General features: G+C 42.5%; 17 protein-coding genes. All 17 read left to right on the top strand.

Translation table 11 applies throughout. The features are described from left to right. The first annotated feature begins 41 nt into the window (after positions 1 to 41). The 17 genes from DXD92_RS08820 (at position 42) to DXD92_RS08905 (ending at position 20,622) form a co-directional block, all read left to right on the top strand. Complete coding sequence (locus tag DXD92_RS08820) at positions 42 to 371, top strand: hypothetical protein (RefSeq protein WP_118594768.1); 330 nt, start codon at positions 42 to 44, stop codon at positions 369 to 371. Positions 372 to 471: 100 nt separating this feature from the next. Next, a complete protein-coding gene (locus DXD92_RS08825) occupies positions 472 to 2,649 on the top strand; it encodes an Ig-like domain-containing protein (protein WP_118594769.1) in 2,178 nt (725 codons plus the stop codon). A gap of 928 nt (positions 2,650 to 3,577) precedes the next feature. Beyond that, positions 3,578 to 4,084, top strand: coding sequence for a signal peptidase I (locus DXD92_RS08835; RefSeq protein ID WP_118594771.1), 507 nt, complete (start codon positions 3,578 to 3,580; stop codon positions 4,082 to 4,084). Beyond that, the gene (locus DXD92_RS08840; RefSeq protein ID WP_118594772.1) at positions 4,081 to 4,881 is read left to right on the top strand and encodes a TasA family protein; all 801 of its coding nucleotides are present in this window, start codon (positions 4,081 to 4,083) and stop codon (positions 4,879 to 4,881) included. Before DXD92_RS08835 ends, DXD92_RS08840 begins: the two co-directional genes overlap by 4 nt. Before the next feature lie 63 nt (positions 4,882 to 4,944). Beyond that, positions 4,945 to 5,475 (top strand): hypothetical protein, encoded by a 531-nt coding sequence (locus DXD92_RS08845; RefSeq protein WP_118594773.1) that lies wholly within the window; start codon positions 4,945 to 4,947, stop codon positions 5,473 to 5,475. Then, entirely contained in the window at positions 5,475 to 6,884 is a 1,410-nt protein-coding gene (locus tag DXD92_RS08850; RefSeq protein WP_118640424.1) for a hypothetical protein, read from the top strand. The genes DXD92_RS08845 and DXD92_RS08850 overlap by 1 nt, the downstream gene beginning before the upstream one ends. Beyond that, entirely contained in the window at positions 6,881 to 9,550 is a 2,670-nt protein-coding gene (locus tag DXD92_RS08855; protein ID WP_118640425.1) for a SpaA isopeptide-forming pilin-related protein, read from the top strand. The genes DXD92_RS08850 and DXD92_RS08855 overlap by 4 nt, the downstream gene beginning before the upstream one ends. 73 nt (positions 9,551 to 9,623) lie before the next feature. Next, positions 9,624 to 10,421, top strand: a complete 798-nt coding sequence (gene srtB / locus DXD92_RS08860; RefSeq protein ID WP_118640426.1) for a class B sortase — start codon at positions 9,624 to 9,626, stop codon at positions 10,419 to 10,421. Between the two features lie 136 nt (positions 10,422 to 10,557). Next, on the top strand, positions 10,558 to 10,962 hold the full coding sequence (locus DXD92_RS08865; protein WP_147342488.1) for a hypothetical protein: 405 nt from the start codon (positions 10,558 to 10,560) through the stop codon (positions 10,960 to 10,962). Next, positions 10,944 to 12,089 (top strand): hypothetical protein, encoded by a 1,146-nt coding sequence (locus DXD92_RS08870; RefSeq protein WP_022461025.1) that lies wholly within the window; start codon positions 10,944 to 10,946, stop codon positions 12,087 to 12,089. The genes DXD92_RS08865 and DXD92_RS08870 overlap by 19 nt, the downstream gene beginning before the upstream one ends. Before the next feature lie 12 nt (positions 12,090 to 12,101). Beyond that, positions 12,102 to 12,734, top strand: a complete 633-nt coding sequence (locus DXD92_RS08875) for a hypothetical protein (protein WP_118640427.1) — start codon at positions 12,102 to 12,104, stop codon at positions 12,732 to 12,734. Positions 12,735 to 12,745: 11 nt separating this feature from the next. Further along, the gene (locus DXD92_RS08880; RefSeq protein ID WP_118594778.1) at positions 12,746 to 13,135 is read left to right on the top strand and encodes a single-stranded DNA-binding protein; all 390 of its coding nucleotides are present in this window, start codon (positions 12,746 to 12,748) and stop codon (positions 13,133 to 13,135) included. A gap of 202 nt (positions 13,136 to 13,337) precedes the next feature. Next, entirely contained in the window at positions 13,338 to 13,673 is a 336-nt protein-coding gene (locus DXD92_RS08885; protein WP_118594779.1) for a hypothetical protein, read from the top strand. A gap of 42 nt (positions 13,674 to 13,715) precedes the next feature. Beyond that, positions 13,716 to 14,576, top strand: coding sequence for a hypothetical protein (locus DXD92_RS08890; RefSeq protein WP_118640428.1), 861 nt, complete (start codon positions 13,716 to 13,718; stop codon positions 14,574 to 14,576). A 20-nt stretch (positions 14,577 to 14,596) separates the two neighbouring features. Further along, on the top strand, positions 14,597 to 14,935 hold the full coding sequence (locus DXD92_RS08895; protein ID WP_118640429.1) for a PrgI family protein: 339 nt from the start codon (positions 14,597 to 14,599) through the stop codon (positions 14,933 to 14,935). Between the two features lie 51 nt (positions 14,936 to 14,986). Continuing rightward, a complete protein-coding gene (locus DXD92_RS08900) occupies positions 14,987 to 17,734 on the top strand; it encodes a VirB4-like conjugal transfer ATPase, CD1110 family (RefSeq protein WP_118594781.1) in 2,748 nt (915 codons plus the stop codon). A gap of 14 nt (positions 17,735 to 17,748) precedes the next feature. Then, positions 17,749 to 20,622 carry a C40 family peptidase gene (locus DXD92_RS08905; RefSeq protein WP_118640430.1) on the top strand — a complete coding sequence of 958 codons (2,874 nt, stop codon included), beginning with the start codon at positions 17,749 to 17,751 and terminating at the stop codon, positions 20,620 to 20,622. Positions 20,623 to 20,633 lie beyond the last annotated feature (11 nt).

The following is a 20,633-nucleotide window of genomic DNA, read 5'->3' on the forward strand; positions in this document are numbered from 1 at the left end:
GATAATATGATCCAAAGAAATAAAAAAGGGGGAGAAACCATATGGACATGAAAGAGCTTCGAAAAAATGCAGAAAAAGTAATAGCAGAACGTTTTCCGGACTTCAATTTTTCCACACTGGACTGGGGAGAGCTTGATCCATTCTATCTGGAGCATCCGGAAGAAATACCGATTGAGCATGAGTTTATTGGCTACCGGCAGGATGGTGATGTAGCGGAAGATTACCAGGGAAACCTGTATCTGGTTCTTTGTGATCCAGGAATCCACCCGATCGGAAGTGTATGCATGGAACAGTCCGAACTGGACGATGCCGTAAAACTTGGAAAACGGGAAGATTATACCGGGGAACTTCTGGAAGAAATTCCAGAATAAAAAGTGAAATAATAAAACAAGGAATCCCGTGTCAAACATTGACACGGAATTCAAACAGAAAAATCGGTGTCAATGTTTGACACGGACGGAGGAAAAAAATATGAGAAAAAGAATCGCAATGGTACTTCTTGGCCTGAGCCTGGCAGTAGGCACACCGGCCGCAACAAATATGTTCCCAGTAGTTTCTGCCCAGACAGTACAGGCAGCTGGAAAAACCGGATGGACACAGGAGTCCGGAATCTGGTATTTTTACAAAGACGGTGTAAAACAGACCGGCTGGCAGACCTGGGACGGAAAAAAATATTATCTGAATGCAGACGGAACCATGAAAGCAAATGAGTGGATGATTGATACGGATGGATCGGTTTACTACTTCCGCAGCTGGGGTGGAGCTTACCTGAACTGCAAGGCAAGAATCAACGGCAGAAGTTATACTTTCGGTGCAGACAGTAAGGTACAGGGTTCCCAGTGGGTTGTAAAAGGCGGAAAATGGTATCTGGTGAAAGACGGAAAAATTGCAACCGGCTGGCAGACCTGGGATGGAAATAAATACTACATGAATAGTGATGGAAGTATGCGCTCCAATGAGTGGAAACTGGATGATACCGGAAAAATCCGTTATCTCTGCAGCTGGGGAGGAGCTTATAAGAGCCGGTCTGCAAAAATCAATGGACGTTCGTATACCTTCAATAGTGCTGCAGAAGTAACCAACATGCAGTGGATCGTGATGGATGGACAGTGGAAACTGGCAAAAGATGGAAAAATTGCAACGGGTTGGCAGACCTGGGACAATAACCGTTACTATCTGAACGCAGACGGAACCATGAAAGCAAATGAATCTTTCACGGACGGGGGAAAAACCTATTTCTTCTGCAGCTGGGGCGGAGCTTATAAAAACTGCTGGCAGACCTGGAACGGAAAAAAATATTACCTGCATGATAACGGTGCAGCCTATCAGAATGAGTGGCTGAAAACCGGAGGAAAATGGTACTGGTTCCAGGCAGACAGCACCATGGCAGTGAACACAAGCTTTACATACAAAGATAACCTGTATTTTGTGGACGGAAACGGAGTTATGCTTTCCGGATGCTGGAAAGAAGAAAACGGAGCAAAATACTATATCCGGAGCTGGGGCGGAGCCTGCAAGGATATGCAGATGAAAATTTCCGGAAAGACATATTATTTCCGATCAGACTGTAAGATGGTAACGGATCAGACGGTAAACGGAAATTACTACGGAAAAGACGGTGCGCTTACAACAAAACCAGCAGCAAAACCGACAGAAACACCGAAACCGACAGAAACGCCAAAACCAACGGAGACACCAAAACCAACGGAGACACCAAAACCAACGGAGACACCAAAACCAACGGAGACACCAAAACCGACGGAAACGCCAAAGCCGACAGAGACACCGAAGCCAACAGAGACACCAGCAGAAACCGTTTATGCAACAAGCGTAACAATTACACCGAACAGTAATCTGGAATTAACTGAAGTTGGACAGACACTGCAGCTGGCCGCAACCGTATATCCGGAAAATGCAACCAACAAAGCGGTAAAATGGACTTCGGATGATCCAGAAGTAGCAAGCGTAGATGAAAATGGACTTGTAACCGTTCATAAAAAAAATGGTATGCGAAAAGTTATTATCTCAGCTGATGCAATGGGATCTAAGCCAGACGGAGGTGTTGTTGGAAGATACGTAGAAGTAAAAATTAATATCCCATACACCAACGAAGAGGCTCTTGGAATGACCGTCTACGATCAGGAAGTTTCCAGAAAGATTTTCGACCTGGTAAATGAAGAACGTGTCAAAGAAGGACATGCAGCTATGATTTGGGATGAAAAACATTGTTATCCGAGAAGCGTTGCCGCTGCCGGATACCACATCATGAGATCAATCACACAGCTAGGATACGGAACTTCTGATAATCTGGCCCTGCATGGTGGCAGACAGAACGGCTGCGGCGGTGGTCTGTCATATACAGATTCCGATGATCTTGCCCGCCAGATCTTCAACCTTTGGATGTCCTCTCCAGGTCATAAAGCAAACCAGATGGATGATTATAATGCATATGGAGCAATCGCTGTAATGTATGGACAACCGCAGGAGTATAACGGAAGAAAAATTGTGAATTTCTCAGCTGTATTCTCATTTGCAAATCAGGATCTTGACTTTCCAGCTACTTGGGAGAATCAAGATATGGGAATGGGCGAAGTCCTTGGTATGACAGAGAACGATTATAATTTGATCACAAACTACTTTATCCGATAAAAAAAGAATCCCCTCTCGTAGACGAATTACGAGAGGGGATTTGTATGTCGAAGAGGTAGTAAAATAGTCGATGGTATGTTATACTGAATCTAATCAGGTCAGAACGTGATAGGGATAGTCAGGTGGTTGTCTTTTCTGGAAACAGAAAGGGGGTAATGCCAATGAATACAATGGAAGTGTTGACGCTTTTATTGGTTGTCTTAGAGGCATTGTCCCACATAGATAACCATCGCAAGTAGAAAGAAGGCTATTCCCTACCGCAAATAGGGGATAGCCTATGTCTCTTGTTGCTCTTTGTAATAATTTAGATTATTTCAGAAAGGCAACCACCGACACTGGTATATCCTTGATTGCTTCTGATTTGATTATAAGCTGCCAGACGGAAAAAGTCAAGCAGCATGGGGGATGCGCAGAACTTTGCGCATCCCTTTTTCGAAAGAAAGGTGAAAAAATGAATACTACGAAAAAAATAATAAACAGGATTGTAGTGTGTGGAGCTATGATTGCCATAGGCATTAATACATATGATCTGTAGAAAATAAGAAGCCAAGGCAGCGTTTTTGAAACGATATTTCAGATTCGCTAATTTTTTTATAAAATTTTTCGAGAAAATGTACCCTTTTTAGATGAAAATGTACCCTTTTTCAAAGAAATGTACCCTTTTCTGAAAAAATGTACCCTTGCACGTCATCAAAAGGTATGCTATGTTATACTTGCAAAAGAAGGAAAACAGAAGGGACAGCAGGTAGGACAAAAAAATCTTTCAATTGCTCGTGTCAATGATTGACACGAAAAAAAGGAATATGGGCTTTCATGCATCAGAACATGGTTTTCATGGGCTGGTGCATTTTTTATGCCCATTTTTAGGGGGTGACGCCGTTGCCCGGAAGAAGTGGCAACAAAAAGTAAAAAAGGAGAGAGAGGAAAAATGAAAACAAAAGTAATACACGCATTCCTATGGATTCTGGTTTGTATGGTGCTTGGTATTACCTGTTATCAGTGCCGTGATTTAAGGGGTTATGTGATTCTGTCAGGTTCTATGGAACCTGTGATTCCCACAGGATCAGTGGCAGTTGTGGATTCATCGAAGAGGGATGTACGTCCAGGAAATATTGCTACGTTTGAGAGGCACGGGGATCTGGTGACTCACCGGATTCTGTCAAAAACAGAAGAGGGATACCAGACAAAAGGGGATGCAAACACAGATCCGGATTCCGGAACCATTCCGGCAGAAAATATACGTGGAACATACCTGTTCTGCATTCCACATCTTGGATACGGATTTATGTGGGCGAAAAATCACATGTTTCTTACCGTAGGTTTTCTGGCGCTGTTCATGCTTCTGGTTTTCTGTTTTCCGGAGAAAAGACCTGAACCAAAGGAACGGGAACAGGTAAAAAAAACAAAAAGAAAAAAAGGAGAATTACGATTATGACAAAGAAAAAAGTAGCAGCATTTTTTACAGCAGCAGCACTATGCGGCGCACTGGCCGTTGGATCATCCATGGCATATCTGACAGATCATGATTCTGTAACCAACAAATTTTCTGTAGGTAAAGTAGACATCGTTGGCCATGAGCCGAACTACACACCGGATAATGATGGAAAAACCAACAATATCGTTCCGACCCAGGTGATCAAAAAAGACCCGCAGATCGAAAATGTTGGAAAAAATGATGCTTATGTATATCTGGATGTTTCTATCCCGATTGCAAAGGTGATTACTGTTAATGCTGCAGGTAACCGTTTGAATGGAGGCGTTGCAAAAGATACAGAGCTGTTCTCCATGAACAATGTTTCTAAGAAATGGACTCTGATGTACAACAAGCGTGTAGGAGATAATATGGTTTACACCTACAGCTATAACGAAATACTTGCACCGGGAAAAACAACAGATCCGATCTTTACAAGCCTGACAGCTGCCAATATTGTAGAGGGACAGCTGGATGGAAAAGATCTGAATGTGCCGGTACATTACTATGCAATCCAGGAACTCAACACCGGAGAAGGAACCACGATTCCACAGAAAGCAGCTTCCGCATGGAAAAAATATGAACTGCAGAACCAGGGCCAGGCAGGACAGATCACGACTCCGCAGTCTGACGAAAGCGGAAATAATGGGGTTACAACCGTTGATGGAAACGGAAATGCAACATCGGATGAAAACAAAACAAATACCCCAGATGATGTTCAGGTTGAGCCGGAACAGGATGGAAACAACACTTTATCATAAGAATACTTTAAATAACAGTCCGGAAAGCCATCCGGACTGTTCTGAAAAAGAAGGGAAAACAGCATGAAAAAAAAGAAAAAACGAATGCTGTCAATTGCCGGAATGTGCTGCTGCGGTTTTCTTGCAGCAGCCACCGCAATATCGGGATCTTCTGCTTACCAGACGGACCATGATGAAGTAGTAAACATTATCAGGACTGGAAATAACACCATTATTCCGGATGAGGATTTTCCGACACCGACACCGGTTCCATCCAGCGGATCAGTAGTAAAAAAAGTCAGGGCAAAAAATACAGGAGATGTACCTTGTTATGTCCGGGCATATATCACATGCAGTGAGCCTGTGAAAGAGTTTACGGGACTTGATACCACAAACTGGGCTAAGGGAAATGATGGCTATTATTACTACAAAAAAGCTGTTCCGGTTGGAGGAACAACAACTTATCTGTTTACAGGGGTTACTGTTGCAGATGAATATGAGCAGGATAACCTGGAAGTAACAGTCTATGAGGAATCCGTTCAGACAACAGATGGTCAGAAAGAATACACTTCTTATCAGGAAGCATGGAAACGGTTTGGAGGAGGTGGCCAGTAATGAAAAGGAAAATTGCAATAGCAGCCGGAATTCTGGTCACGGCAGTAAGTACCATCAGTGGATCATATGCTTACTATCAGGACAGCGTTACCGTTACAAACCACATCAGCACCGGTGATGTAAACATTGGAATCCAGGAATACGAAAAAGATGGTGATACGGAAAAAGTTTACGAAGGACCTGCAGATGGAATTGTGCTTCCATCCCAGAGCATTTCAAAGATTCCTCGTATCACGAATTATGCGGAAACCTGCTACATCCGGGTGAAAACCACTTATTCCGGAGAGGCATCGGATTCCGTGTCAAACGTTGACACGGAAAAGCCAGAGGAAGATTCCAAAACGGATGCAGACCCGAATGAAACGCCGGAAGCAACAGAAGAGACAGCACAGGAAACGACAGAAAATGCCGAAACGGAAGTAACACCAGCACCGGAAGAGCCAGAAAAACCGGAAATAACGCCTGAACCTACAGAAACACCTTCGGTGGATCAGGATAAGGAAACGCCTGCGGAGTATGTTCTGAGTGATGAAGAACTGGATGGAATTTCCGATGAATGGGTAAAACAGGGTGAGTATTATTACTATACGCAGCCGTTGAAAAACGGAGAATCCGCAGACTTTTTCCAGAACGTAACGATTCCTGCAGCGTGGACATCAAAAGCACAGGACAGGGTTCTTGGACTTACTGTGACCGCAGAAGCGGTGCAGGCAGCAAACTTTACACCGGATTTTAATTCGGAATCCCCATGGGGCGATACGGAAATTGAACAGTGCGTACATGAGACGGATAACAGCATCACAGAAGTGACAAAACAGTATACCGCTATGTCCGTCACTTATGAAGGGGCTGCCAGAAAGCTGGTGGCTGCGCCGGAAGATTTCTTTAGAAATTTACAGACGGCAATGCCTGGCGATACGATCAGTGATAGTTTTCAGCTTTCCAATACGACAGCAACCAGTGCCGAATTTTTCTTCCATACGGAAACGCCTGGAAATTTAACGGATGAAGAACTTGACCTTTTAAAACAGTTTAAATTGACGATCACGCAAAACGGAAAAACCCTGTATAACGGTGATTTGCAGGCTGCATCCCTGAATCAGGAAATCAGTCTTGGAACACTGGAAACAGGGAAAAATTCGCGGGTACAGTTTACGCTGCAGTTACCGGCAGAACTGAAAAATGCATATGCAAAACGGGAAAGCATGGTAAACTGGATTTTCCGTGTACAGGGTGCTGAAGAACCGGGCAAAAACGAACCGTCCCCTGCCATTTCGCAGACTACGGCACCAAAAACCGGTCTTGCAGATCCATACGTTTTTGTTCCTCTTGGAATTGCGGCGGTAACGGCTCTTGGAACCGTGAAACTGTCCCGTAAAGAGAAGAAAGAGAGGAGGAAAAAACTGTGAAACGATGGAAAAAGGCACTGTCAGGGCTGCTTATGGCAGCCTTGATGGTAACTGGAATTTCTTTCCCGGAAAATGTTTTTGCTGTCAGCACAGGCATGGATGGGTTACCATCTGTAGTTAATTCTGGTATTGGAAAAATTGTAAACAAAGATTCTGTTATTGATGGGTCTTATAACTTTACACCAGTCATTGGATCAGAAACAAAAATTACATTTGGATGCAGTGATAGAAGTGGATCATGGGATAACTATTTTTGCCAAAATGCAGAAAGATATGCGAAAGCATGCTCTTCGTGGTGGAAACTGGCTGATACATCGAGGTGGTCAAATATACGTTCCTTTGTTCCATATGAGAACTTAAAAGGAAAGATGTATGCAGAGTACACCAATGTGGGTAATGCCAATGGCTTACCAGTTACCATGCGAATCTGGTTTTTGGACTGGCAGAATACTGATATCAGCGGGTATCCGGGATATGAAGATGTAGACAATGTTGTTGTTTCTGTAGACAATACAAAAGGCGGTGCAACTCCTGTCATTGATATTAAAGGCTTGAAATGGATTAAGGTAAGATTTTCATATTACGATGAAAATGGAAATCCACTTAAGGTTAAGGGACATTTCACTTTATCTGATCTGGACTATTCCCAGGGATTTTATATTGATGGAAAAGTCGATGGCATTTATGTCACGAAGGAAGCTGATGATCGTCTAATCTATGATGCAAGAACGGATGCAATCTGGTCAGCAAAAAAGGGTTCAAATGCAGATGATGGTACTTCACCGGATAACCCGGAAGGATGGGTTACTTACACATATGAAGGCGATTCTCAGACTATGGTCTTTTATAATGGAGGAACCATACAAAATGTGGACGGTCCAGGTAAGGGACTTACCACAGTGCAATCATATCCAAAAGATTTTACATTTACTGGTGGGGATGCCATATTTAATGGATGGAAAGGATCAAGCCGGACCGAGGCAACAGATTGGCACGTATGGAATACTTCTGAGTTTGGCTACACCTCGGAAATGGTTATGGGACAGACTAGAAATGTAGATCTTGTTATCAAAAAGAAAGATGCAACAACTGCAGAAGCTTTGAAAGGTGCAGAGTTCACTGTTTATAAGATGCAAGGTGGCCAATGGGTTACATACACAAAGGCAACATGGAACGATCAGTATAAAGAATATATGGCACTGAATCTTAAAGAAACGGATACAGAGAATCGTAGTTTCAAAGTAGTGGAAACAAAAAATCCTGCAGGATATACCGGAACTTGGGAACAAGAGTTTACGGCAGAAAAAGAAGGTGTTGTCACCTTAACTCTGGATGTTACAAATGCCAGAAAAACCGGTCAGATCACGATCACAAAAACCGGTGAGAACAATAAAAAACTTTCCGGTGCGGTATTTGAAATCAAAGCTGCAAAGGATATTAAGACAGCCGGAGGCACAACCCTGGTTGCTGCCAATACGGTAGTTGATACCGTAACTACAGATGGCAATGGATCAGCAGCCAGCAAACAGCTGGAACTTGGTCAGTACATTGTCAAAGAAATAACAGCCCCGGATGGATACGTCCTGGATACTACAGAACATGCAGTTACCCTGGATGATAGCCATACCAGCGTCAATGTAGCTGTACAGAACCAGAAAAATGCGCTTGTTCTGCAGAAAGTAAGCAAAAACGATGGCACAGTCATGGAAGGTGTTACGTTCCATATCTGGAATGATGACAAGAGCTATGATAAAACGCAGAAAACAGATAGCAATGGACGGATCACGATTGATGGTGTGAAGGATGGAACCTGGCATTACCAGGAAACGGCAACCAAAGATGGATACGTACTGGATAATGCAGTGAAAGATTTCACAGTATCCGACGGAAAAGTCAATGGGCAGTCAAACCTGACAATCACGGTAGAAAATGATTATACAAAACTGGATCTTGCAAAAGTAGATTCCGGTACCGGAGAGAACATTTCCGGAGCGAAACTTTCTCTTCTGGATAGCAATGGCCGTCTGGTAGAAAGCTGGACATCCGGAAGCACACCGCACCGGATCGAAAAACTGAAACCGGGTCAGTATACTTTACGTGAGGATCAGGCCCCGGATCATTATAAACTTGCTGATCCAATTACCTTTACGCTGGAAAGCAAAGCAGATACGCAGACTATCACCATGAAGGATATGCGCTATGCAGACCTTACCATAGTAAAGAAAATTAAAGCAAGCGATATTACCTGGGCGCATGGAAACCCAACCTTTATCTTCACCGTAAAAGGAAAAGATATTAATGGAAAAGACCGTACCTTCCAGAATTATGTAGAGTTCACGGAAAATTACGTAAATTCACATACCGATGGACAGGGATATGTAGAACTTTCTGTCACCTGGAACAAAATCCCGGTAGGAGAAGACTACACAGTAACAGAACAGGATGTGCTGCGGTATCATCTGGTGAACGTTACCGGAACAGAGAATGTAAAGATTTCAAAATTACAGGAACCGGCGAAGGGCGTTGCTCCGGATAAAATTTTCTCCGTACATGCAAATTTAAAGGCGAAACCAACCGGTACATCCATCACATTTGAAAACCAGAAAGATGACTGGGGAACTACAACGCATGATACTTCTGTTAAGAACATCATTCCGTTAAAGTAACCAGCAAAACCGGATTTATACCCGTGTCAATGTTTGACACGGGTATTTCATTAAAGAACAGGGAGGTGTGAAAATGCGAAAAGCTGCTGGGTGTGTCCTGCTGGCAATTTTATGTCTGCTGGGTGCGTCTTATCTTCCACGGATTTTGCAGGAAGCACAAACCGACCGGGAACAGCAGAACCTTATCAGTGGCTATATCCAAAATCCGGATACAACAGATGAAGAAAACACAGAATCAACTACAGATGAGCCGGAAGAGGAAACAGATCCGAATATGGAAAGAATAGTTGATTTTCAGAATTTACAGCAGATCAATCCTGAGATTTTGGCATGGATCACAGTTCCCGGAACACCCATTGATTATCCGGTTGCTTTAGGAGAGGACAACAGTTATTACCTGAACCATACCGTAACAGGAGAAAGCAATATTCTTGGTTCCATTTTTGCAACTGCCGGAACAGATTTCGAAGAAAGCCACATTATTTTATATGGGCATAACATGGCATCCGGGAAAATGTTTGGAAGCCTGAAAAAGTACCATGATAAGGACTTCCGGAACACTTATCCTTATGTATATGTTTATACACCGGAAACTACTTATACCTGTGCGATATACAGCGTATACAGCACCCGGTATGACAGTGATGTTTTTACACTGGGATATAAAGGTGACAGCGAGGAATGGAAACAATGGATTGCAGAAACCGTACAGAATGCGGAATATGACTGTAATATTGCCCCGACCGGAAAGGAGAAAGTTTTTACTTTATCCACCTGCGTAGGTGATGGCTCCAATCCTTACAGATTGGTTATACACGCCGTTACGGTTGCCCAGAAAGAGGTCGCGAATGCGGAAAAGGAAGCGTCTTAAAGCAAAAGTAAGAGCCAGAATTTGTATGATTTTGGCTTGCCTGCTGCTCTGCGGAACCGGAGTTTCCTTATGGAATGGAAAACGGGCTGAAAAATCCGTGTCAAACATTGACACGGGACAGAAAAGCAGCAAAACGGTGTCAAACATTGACACGGGTACGGAAAACCACCAGGCGGTGTCAAACGTTGACACGGATACGGAAAATCCCAAAGCGGTGTCAAACGTTGACACGAGTACGGAAAAGCCACAAGCGGTGTCAAACGTTGACACGAGTACGGAAAAGCCACAAGCGGTGTCAAACGTTGACACCGATATGGAAACCACAAAACAGGTGTCAAACATTGACACAGATACAGAAGGTATGATTTTAAAGGCTGATCCGGTGGATACGGCAGATAGGAATCATATCTGTTTTTTTGCCGTTTTTTTTATCGGCAGTTGGAGTGTATTGATGTTTCTTACTGCAATACGAAAAAAGAGTAAGAAAGATATTGGGCTAAGCGCCCGAAGAAAGGATACGTCATGGATGAAAATACATTAAGTATGGCCGAAAAAATGAATCAGCTGTATCAGGAACGAGAAGAGCAATATAAAAAACGTGAAAAGCTGTTCGATGACCGTTCCAAGCAGCTGCAGTCTCTTGCAAATGCATTGGAAAAGCAGAAAAATAGCCAGGAACAGAAAGCAACAGATCTGGATAACCGGGAAAAAGAACTGGACCAGATCCAGGATGCTCTTGCAGCTAAAGTAGAGGACATGGAAAAACAGGAAACTGCTTTAAAAAACTGGGAACAGGAAACAAAAGAATCCCTGGCGAAAGCAAAGCAGGAACAGGAAAATGAGCTGATTAAGAAACGGCAGGAACTGCAAATGGAAAAGCTGCAGGCACAGAACTTAAGTATTGAGCTGCAGGCAGAGAGGGATAACCTCAAGATGATGCAGGAAAATTTAAAACTGTATCCGGATATGTCACTTCCAACGGATAAGGAAACAGAACTGCAGGCGAAAATTGAAACATTGCAGAGCCGTCTTTCCATGGCAGAAAAAGAACGTGATTCCAAAACGGAACAGATGGAAAAATTACAGAAAGATTTTGATGCAAAGGAAGCTGAACTTGCGAACCTGCAGTTAAAAGCAGAGGATAGCAGCACTGATCCGGAAGTAGAAGAAAAGTTGCGAAAACGGAATGGAGAACTCCAAGGAAAAGTCATTGAACTAAATAAGCAGGTAAAATCTTTGCAGAGAGATCTGGATGATCAGGCAAAAGACAAGGAAGAATTACAGAGACAGCTGGAAGAAAACAGTAATCAGCCGGAAAGCCACGATTTAAGTGCAGAAGAACTGCAGAATTACTTGCTGACACTGCCAGAGTTCGAAAATGTGACAACCCGCCATAATACGGATGGAATTATTGTAGATGCGGTATGTGGCGAAAAGAATTATCATTTCCGCTTTGATTCCCTTCCATGCTATGAAATCAGTGTTCCACGCCGCGAAACCAAGAACTTAAAAGAAGTCATCTACCAGATGAACGCAGAAATGCCGGAATATAAGGCATCTTATGATGAATACGAAAAAGCGGCAGTTCTGACCGGATGGTATGACAGAAGAATTTCGGCAGAGGAGCTGGTAGAACTTGCGGTAGATGCATCACGGAATTTCAAGTAAAGGAGATCGGCCATGGAAAGTATAAAGTCATTTTTGGGAAATCCATATTACTTGATGACCGCGGTGCTTGCGATCGCAGCGTTTGGTTTTGCAGCAACAGCTGTAATCAGTTTAATACAAGAGCGAAAACAGAAAAAGGAAGAAACTCAAGAAGAGCCGTTGGGAAAAAAGCTTGGGGTTGATACCAAAAAGCTGAAAAATGTTTTAAATGTTCCAGATTTAAAACGAAAAAAGAATATACCTGTCATAGAAGAGGAAAAAACGGAAAATGCGCCGGAAGAACTTCCGAATGATAAAGAAGAAGTTCCCGTGTCAAACATTGACACGGAACGGGAAGTGTTAAACCCGGCTGATGTGGCAGAATTTAAAAGCCGGATGATAGAACATTTCCGGCGAAAAGACACACTGCAGCAATCCCTTTTAGAATTGCAGGAACTTTATGAAAATGGTCCGATTCTGGAAAGGATTGAAAAGGCACTTACGTACAGCCAGCGCAGCCGTTACCGGGATTTTGAGACAACCCTTGACATTTTATTTGAGGGCATGGATGCAGAAACCCTGCGGGATGATTTACTGCGGATGGAAGTTCTGCGATACCGGAGGCTGCCTTACCGTCAAGAAAATACAACTGGCAATCTGGTATAAGGAGGGCAAACATGAATCAGATTAAAATCCAGGGTGTTTGCACCTGCGTCCCACAATTTTCCTATGAAAAAGACAGGAGAGGGAGATCAGTTCCAACATGCCGGTACATCTTGGCCGTGCAGCGACCGAAAAGTTCTTATTCCGATTACATGTACTGTGTCGCCTTTGGAGAACGGGCAATGATAACATTTCAGAGAATAAAAAAAGGAACGACAGTGTTTGTCCAGGGACATCTTCATACAGAGGAAGGCCGGGATGCCAACAATCAAAAAGTATATTTCGTCACTGTGACAGTAGATTATCAGCAGATAATTGAAAAACAAGAATTTAATGGACTGGAATTGTGTACTGGATTGCCCCAGTTTCCGGTTCTGAAACAGGAAGAAAAAGGAGGAAAATAGAGAATGCCGATTCAGTATATTATCCCGATTATAGCGATGGTAGGATGTGTTATTGCATTTTTAATTGGAAGATTTCACAAACATGATGATGATGACGATTAAAAAATGTCGTGTGAAGGGTTGACACGAAAGAACAAACGAAAATAAGGCCTGCACCAAAATTTGGTGCGGGCTATTTTTAGATCAAAAAGAGGTAAAAGATATGAAAAAGCCAATCGAAGTAAAAAAGAAACTGAAAAAAGTCACGGAATATACGGCTTGCTTTGCGTTTTTGATGTTCCTGCAGGGAGTAGGTGCGCCAATGGTTTTTGCAGATGCAACGACCGCAATAAATGCGAAATTTGAAATTTTATGGAATCTGATCAGCGCTGTGGTACAATCTGTGGGTGGTGTTATTTTATTATGGCACGCATTTGAATTTGGAGCTTCCATGCAGGCACAGGAAGGCGGAGGTGCTATTACAAGATCTTTAAAAGGGATTGGCGGTGCGTTAGTTATGCTGGTTGCTCCGGTAATTACAACTGCTCTGAAGGGATAATGAAAAGGGAGGGAATATCCTCCTTTTTCTTATGGAGAAAATATGATAAATGAGATATTAGATTTTTTCAAAACGGTTTTTTCGGGAAGTGGTTTCTTTTCCCTTGGGTGCAATGTTTGGAATTCATTAATTGCATATGCGTTTGATATGCTGCAAACGAGTCCACAAAGTTTGGCAGATGGTGAACTTTGGGATGAAGGATACCGGATTTTCCTGGCACTACAGATTCTAGGTGCGACACTTGTAAGTGTTTTCTTTATGGTTAATTTTTTCAAAGAAACAACGGATATTAAACACGGAATGACCATGGAAGCAAGCATCCAGTTTTTTATCAAGCTGGCACTTGTGGATGCTGTTTTTTTAAATCTCACGAATATACTCGTTTTTTTGATTGAAATTGAACAAGCATTTTTTGGTATTATTGTTCCGGAAGATGCCGCTTCACTGGTTATAAGAGTAGGGGATGACTGGGAAATGAGTGGATCCGGACTTATTTTTGGAAATCTGTTTGGCCTTGTGTTTTTGTTTATCTGCCTGGGTGGCGCAGTTATTACATTATGGACGGTTTATAGGGTTTTCCTTAAATTGTTTTTTTATATGGCTGTTGCACCACTTGCACTTTCCACTTATGCAGGCCCACATGAAATTGGACATACCGGATCAAGCTGGGTCCGTACATTTCTTTGTGCATTGTTTGAAATGACAGGAATCATGCTAATGATGCGACTTGGAACAATTTTAATAAATGCCGGTGGGCTGTTCCCTACTGCATCAGAAGATATATTGGGCGGAATGTTGGGATCACAAGGATGGGAAGGACTTCAAGCTATTCTTGGTATCCTTATTATAACGGGATCAGTATCTGGTACGGATGCGATGGTTCGAAGAGCATTTGGATTTTAATAGTAGGAAGGACATAGCTTATGGTAAACATGAATGAAGATTTTGGTGCATATAAGGATAGCATCTGGAAAGGACTTACAGCAAGAGAGTTAGGTGTGATGGCCGTTTCTGTTGTCTCCTGTGGTATTATCAGTATCTTGTTGTATTTTATACTTGAATGGAACTTATATATATCATTTTTGATTGGAATTGCTGTTGCTGCGGCTATCATTTTCAGTCAGGTATGGAAGTCACGTAGCGGGCTTTCTGCAATAGAGTTTTACCGGGCAAGAAAATACAGAAAGTCCACAGCCAAACTTGTTTGGAAAAGTGACGAATATAACCAGGCAAGAAAAAATTATTTGAAAAAAGAAAAATAATGATCGGGAAAAATCCCGACTTTTTTATATACTTGGAAAGGATGGAACAGAATGGGATTTTTTTCGAATGAGGAATTTATCCGATATAAAAAATGTACACAGCCAGTTTACCAGACACCGGCCAGTATTCAACAAATGCTGGATATTGCAGGTGTACACGAAAATGGAATATTTGAAATAGAACCGAATAACGGGGCAGGGAAAAAGCGGAGAAAATTTGATCGTGTGTATTCTTTTTCAGACTTAAACTATGTGGATCAGGACAAGCAGCAAAAAGACGGCATCCTGTTTCAGCTACGGAAATTTCTAAATTCCATGGACACAGATTTCAAGATCACAATACAGTGTGAACCACGGGACGTAACAAATTTCCAGAAATCTCTGTTGCAGGATGAAAATAAAAGTGAGTATCCAGAGCTGGCCCGCTACAATAACGAAATGATTAAAAAATCTCTTGAAAAGGGACAGGAAAACGTTCGAAAACAGCGTTATTTGACTGTGAGTGCAAATTGCCGGTCAATAGAAGAAGCGGAAGGATGGTTTGATACATTCGAGCATACAGCACTTCCAATCTTTTATGCAATGGGTTCGGAATTGGTTCCTTTAAACGCTGTGCAGCGGTTTCAGAAAATCAGAAATTACTTTTTCACAGATGATGGAGAGGAAAGTTTTATTCTCCCGTTTCAGGATATGGTACAGGCCGGAAGAGATTTTCGCAATTCAATCCTTCCACATTCTGTGCGGAATCACAAAAGCTACATGGAATTTGATGAAGAGTGTATGCGGATTCTTTTTGCTGCGGTTCTGCCAACCAGATTGAATGAAGAAAAGTTGATTTTTGAACTGACAGATTTTCCGTTTTATACCTGCCTTACCATAGATACGGCATATATCCCACGGGAAGTGTTACGTGGAAAAATCAGCAACACGAATTTCTACAATGAAAATGCGATCGGGCAGGAAGTACAGGCCAATGCAAGTATGGGTAACTTCTATAGTGAGCCGTCCTATGCAAAGAAAAAGAAGCAGGCCAATCTGAAAAAATATATGGATCAGATCGAGGAAGATGATGAAAATGGCTTCTATGTAGGAATCCTGTTGGCAGTGCGTGGAGCAAATAAAGAGGAACTGGATGCAAACACGGCAGAAGTCAGACGCCGCTGCCGGAAACATTCTATACAGATTGTTCCTTACTACGATCAGCAAATTCAGGCACTGAATACGTTGCTTCCGATCGGAGCGAGGCGTGTAAATAATATGCGTTCCGTCCTGACAAGTTCTTATCTGGCATTCCAGCCATTCTATTCCTGGGATCTGATCCAGCCTGGCGGAACATGGTATGGTATAAATAAAAAAACCAGAAATCCGATCATTGGAAACCGAAAGACATTGAAAAACAGTAATGGTGTTATTTTTGGCCACACTGGTTCTGGAAAGTCCATGCTGCTGAAAATTACGGAAATCGGACAAACATTGATTAACAGTACAGATGATATTTTCCTGATTGATCCGCAGAATGAGATGAAGGGAATCACCCAGAGATTCCGCGGTCAGTATTTTGATCTTTCTGATCCGGATCTGCGCCTGAACCCTCTTGAGATTCCGGAATCTTTGCTGCAAAAGAATGCAAAGGGCCGTGAAGAATATATCCTTTCCCAGCTGCAGTATATGGAAGCATTTCTGTACAGTATCATGACCGGTATACGTCCAAACGGTATCCATAAATCGTTGATTTACCGGTGCGTTGAGGAATTATATCAGAATACGTTTTCAAAAAAGAAACCGATATCCCCGGTGCTTTCTGATTTGGAAGCAATTTTCCAGAAACAGCGGGAACCGGAAGCGCGTGATTTGTATGGATCACTGGAGGCTTATACAAAGCATAGCTTTTTGACATTGGAAGGACAAAGTACACTGTCTACCAGCAGCCGGTTTGTTGCATTTGGAATGAAAAATATCCCTGAATTGATGTGGGAACCGCTGATGATAACAATCATGCATGTTTTAACGCAGCGTTTTTCCTACAACGTTGAACAGCAAAGGGCAACGCATTTTATCGTTGACGAGGCTCAATATGTCTGCCGCCATGAGACAAGTTGTAATGAGCTGGAAAAGGCGTATCTGACGTACCGTAAACTTGGTGGTATCTGTACGATCTGTCTGCAGAACGTTTCAGCAGCAACGGCCAACCGGAAAATTATGGAAATTGTATCAAACTCCGATTTCAAGGTGCTGCTTGACCAAGCCGGTGATGATCGGAACGAATTGCTGCAGATTATGGAGTTATCACAGAAAGAGTTTGAAGCGCTTTCTGATCCGACACCGGGCCAGAGTTTGATTGTCTGGGGCGGGCATATTTTGCAGTGTGATTCGACGATTAGCCGGGACAATCCGCTGTATCATTTCTACAGTACAAACTTCCATGAAGCCGCTGCCGAAAATCGGAACGTATTTTACAGCCAGGAAGCGGATCAAGATGAACATGAAGATGATCTGGAATCCGTGTCAAAGATTGACACGGATGAAAACAGAGACTCGGTGTCAACATTTGACACTGATCCAGACAAAGAGTCTGTTGAGCTTTTAAATGGCGAAGTAGAAGAGCCAATCAGTGAAGAAGAGCTGTTCATGTACCATAAAGTACAAGAAGCTGACGAATGTGATGAATGGCTGGATTGCTATGGTGCCGGAATTTTATGCGGTGTTTCCAATAAACAGGCAGAAGAGATACTGGAATCTCTTGTGAAAAAAGGATATATCGAAAAGATCCAAGGTTGTTACCGTATGCCGGAAAACTAAAGGAAGGATAACGCATGACACCAAAAGACAAGCACACGGAAGTTGCATGGCAGGCAAAACAGCGGGAAGTTAAAACAGGATCTGTGGAAAAGACGGTACACAGTGCTACTTCTGCAATCTATACTGCGTCAGAGATACGATCTGTTATGAGCCACTCTGAAACGCAGGAAATAACAGGAAACCATATTACGCGGGAACAACAGCTGCAAAATATGCGTCTGGCGACGCAGAAATATTTGCAGCCGGAAAATCAAGTAAATACACAAAGTATCTTGCCGGAAAACACTGGACATACGGAACAGGCTGCTGTACAACCGGAAATCCTGTGGTATAAGAATGAATCAAATTATGTACCGGAACAGCCTGTATATAATGGCTCCAGTGAAAAATATGAGGCGAAAGCTGCACAGTTCCATGCACCTGTTTCAGAGACGTATAAAATACCAGAAAAACCGGACAGACAAGTTGCCCGGGAACAGCAGTTGAAAAGTATACGACTGGCAACACAGAAATATGTGCAAACAGAAGCGGGACGTTCCCATGCAGAAGAGAAGCAACAAACAACCCATTTTATTTTAAAAAGTACAGGTTCAGAACGGGAAGATAATATTGAGGCTGCATCAGAGAATCGGATTCAGGAAAATCACGGTAAAAAATATGCTGCAGCCAAGATGAGAGCTTCCATCCCGAATACTGAACAGCTGGAAATGTCGGAAAATAATGACATAAAAGAAGAAAAACGACAAAGTATGCGTCTGGCCATGTGGAAATATCTGCGGCGGCAAGATACAGAAAACACACAGGGCATTGGAATAGAGGAGAAGCGAAACGGAAATCCGTTGTCTGGAAAACCGACACTTTTTCAACAAGAAGAGGAAGAAAGTAATACGGATGAGAGAGAAAAAAAGAAGGATTTCAGCCGGAAATATACGATTGGCAGGATACAATCATCCACAGTACAAGATTCTAAAGGGGAAGAATTATCATCCAACCAGAGTAAAACTTTCAGACAGCAGCATCAAAGTTTGAATACTGCATCCATGCTGCATGGTATGACAGCAGCGAATGTAGAAAAAGAGGTTGAAGATGATGAGCCGGATTCCCAGAATGATTTAAAAAAATCAAAAACACTTATATATCTGACAAAATTAAAAAAGAATCGAAAAAAAGAAAAAATCACGAGTAAAAATACTTCGGAAGATAGTGAAATTTCAGAAGAATCTTCAACAGAAGAGAAAAAGGAAACTCTTGGTGAAGATGAGGAGAAAACGTCCAATCAGAAGAAGGAAATAAAAAATAAGGAACATACAGAAAAAACATCTGAAAAAAATCCGGCAGAAGATAAAGATAGGCAGGAAATAAAACCGTCCCAGGCGGTAGAGGAATGGAATAAAGAAATGGATCATGCTGAGGAAGAGGACTCAGAGGATGATTCCGGAAGTAAAAAACGGAAAGCCAAAAAGAAAAATCGGAAAGAAAGTGATACAGAAAAGTCAGGAAAGAATGAAAAAGATTCTAATGACCGCAAAAGAAAAAAGGATGAAAAAAGTTCTCGTAAAGAGGGAAAAATTAGAGCATCCTTAAAATGGTTTCGGAGAACAAAGAACTTCCATACAACCGTTCAATCCCTCCGGTTATCCGGGAACGAAGAAGAGATAAAAAAAAGGGCTGATTATCAACAGCGGATGCTACTTCGGCATGGAGTCATTAATACGGCGAAAATATCCGCAGGCATCATTAAAATTATAGCATCCAATGTTTTATTGCTGCTTCCTATTATTTCGCTTTTTCTTCTTTTGAGTCTTCTGTTTCTTGGGGTAAAGGCTGAACGTCAAAGTGCTTCTTCCGCTTATGATGGAGCCTGTTATCTGGCGGCAAAATATGAATCCGGCGGAAACCCGGATCAGGTTGGTGGCGATGGCGGAAATGCATGTGGTGAATTTCAGTTCGACAATCGTTATGAGCTTGGGCCGTTTGTTCGGTGGTGCTATGAAAAAGATCCAACTACATATGGTCCGTTTGAACCATATCTTGGCATGACCACAGAACTAAAAAATAACGCCGGATTTTACGGGGCATGGCATTCGATCTGCATAGAACATAAGATTGCATTTGAGGCAGCCCAGTGCGAATACGTCTATACACAAACACTGCAGCCACTTCTTACATCACTGACAGAATATTATGGTTTTGATTTTACAAACGCGTCTGATGCTTTGAAAGGCTGCGTTCTTTCTTTTGGCAACAGAGATGGAAAATATGTTGTAAGCCTGAAAAGATATTTTGATGGAACAACATCTGCATCAACGGACCGGGAAATTATTGAAAGGGCATATGATGCCATGATCGCCCGCAGACCGAACGTATCCAGGTGGAGCTATGAGAAAGCGGATTGCCTGGCGCAGCTTGATGGGACGCTTGACATTTATGCACCATCCGAAAATGGTGCCGGTGGGATTGACTGGTCCTGGAAAAAAAGCATAGGTGCCGGAGAGTCCGGAAATGCTGCCGTGCAGGCAGCTCTGAATGCTGTAGGAAGTGGTTATTCCCAAAGCAGAAGAGATGATCCGGGATGGTATGATTGTTCTTCCCTGGTTTACCGGAGTTATGCTGCAGCTGGTATTACTTATCTGAATGGAATGGATGCAGCAAGCGAAGCAGAATGCCTGGTAAACAAAGGAATGACTGTCAGCTATAGTGAACTGCAGCCGGGAGACTTGATCTTTTATTCTTATTCGGCCAACGGAAAATACAGGAATATATCCCATGTTGCCATATATCTTGGAAATGGTGAAATGGTTCATGCTGCAGATGAATCCAGAGGGGTATGTAAACAGGCAATGTCACAATCAAATCTTTCGCCGCAATTATATTGTCGGCCACAATAGTAGAAGGAAGA

The organism is Blautia sp. TM10-2 (assembly GCF_003480845.1).
GTDB lineage: Bacteria > Bacillota > Clostridia > Lachnospirales > Lachnospiraceae > Fusicatenibacter > Fusicatenibacter saccharivorans.

Excerpts from the sequence above, each read along its gene's own strand:
- DXD92_RS08820 (WP_118594768.1), top strand. The coding sequence starts at position 42 with ATGGACATGAAAGAGCTTCGAAAAAATGCAGAAAAAGTAATAGCAGAA.
- DXD92_RS08825 (WP_118594769.1), top strand. The coding sequence starts at position 472 with ATGAGAAAAAGAATCGCAATGGTACTTCTTGGCCTGAGCCTGGCAGTA.
- DXD92_RS08835 (WP_118594771.1), top strand. The coding sequence starts at position 3,578 with ATGAAAACAAAAGTAATACACGCATTCCTATGGATTCTGGTTTGTATG.
- DXD92_RS08840 (WP_118594772.1), top strand. The coding sequence starts at position 4,081 with ATGACAAAGAAAAAAGTAGCAGCATTTTTTACAGCAGCAGCACTATGC.
- DXD92_RS08845 (WP_118594773.1), top strand. The coding sequence starts at position 4,945 with ATGAAAAAAAAGAAAAAACGAATGCTGTCAATTGCCGGAATGTGCTGC.
- DXD92_RS08850 (WP_118640424.1), top strand. The coding sequence starts at position 5,475 with ATGAAAAGGAAAATTGCAATAGCAGCCGGAATTCTGGTCACGGCAGTA.
- srtB (WP_118640426.1), top strand. The coding sequence starts at position 9,624 with ATGCGAAAAGCTGCTGGGTGTGTCCTGCTGGCAATTTTATGTCTGCTG.
- DXD92_RS08870 (WP_022461025.1), top strand. The coding sequence starts at position 10,944 with ATGGATGAAAATACATTAAGTATGGCCGAAAAAATGAATCAGCTGTAT.
- DXD92_RS08875 (WP_118640427.1), top strand. The coding sequence starts at position 12,102 with ATGGAAAGTATAAAGTCATTTTTGGGAAATCCATATTACTTGATGACC.
- DXD92_RS08880 (WP_118594778.1), top strand. The coding sequence starts at position 12,746 with ATGAATCAGATTAAAATCCAGGGTGTTTGCACCTGCGTCCCACAATTT.
- DXD92_RS08885 (WP_118594779.1), top strand. The coding sequence starts at position 13,338 with ATGAAAAAGCCAATCGAAGTAAAAAAGAAACTGAAAAAAGTCACGGAA.
- DXD92_RS08890 (WP_118640428.1), top strand. The coding sequence starts at position 13,716 with ATGATAAATGAGATATTAGATTTTTTCAAAACGGTTTTTTCGGGAAGT.
- DXD92_RS08895 (WP_118640429.1), top strand. The coding sequence starts at position 14,597 with ATGGTAAACATGAATGAAGATTTTGGTGCATATAAGGATAGCATCTGG.
- DXD92_RS08900 (WP_118594781.1), top strand. The coding sequence starts at position 14,987 with ATGGGATTTTTTTCGAATGAGGAATTTATCCGATATAAAAAATGTACA.
- DXD92_RS08905 (WP_118640430.1), top strand. The coding sequence starts at position 17,749 with ATGACACCAAAAGACAAGCACACGGAAGTTGCATGGCAGGCAAAACAG.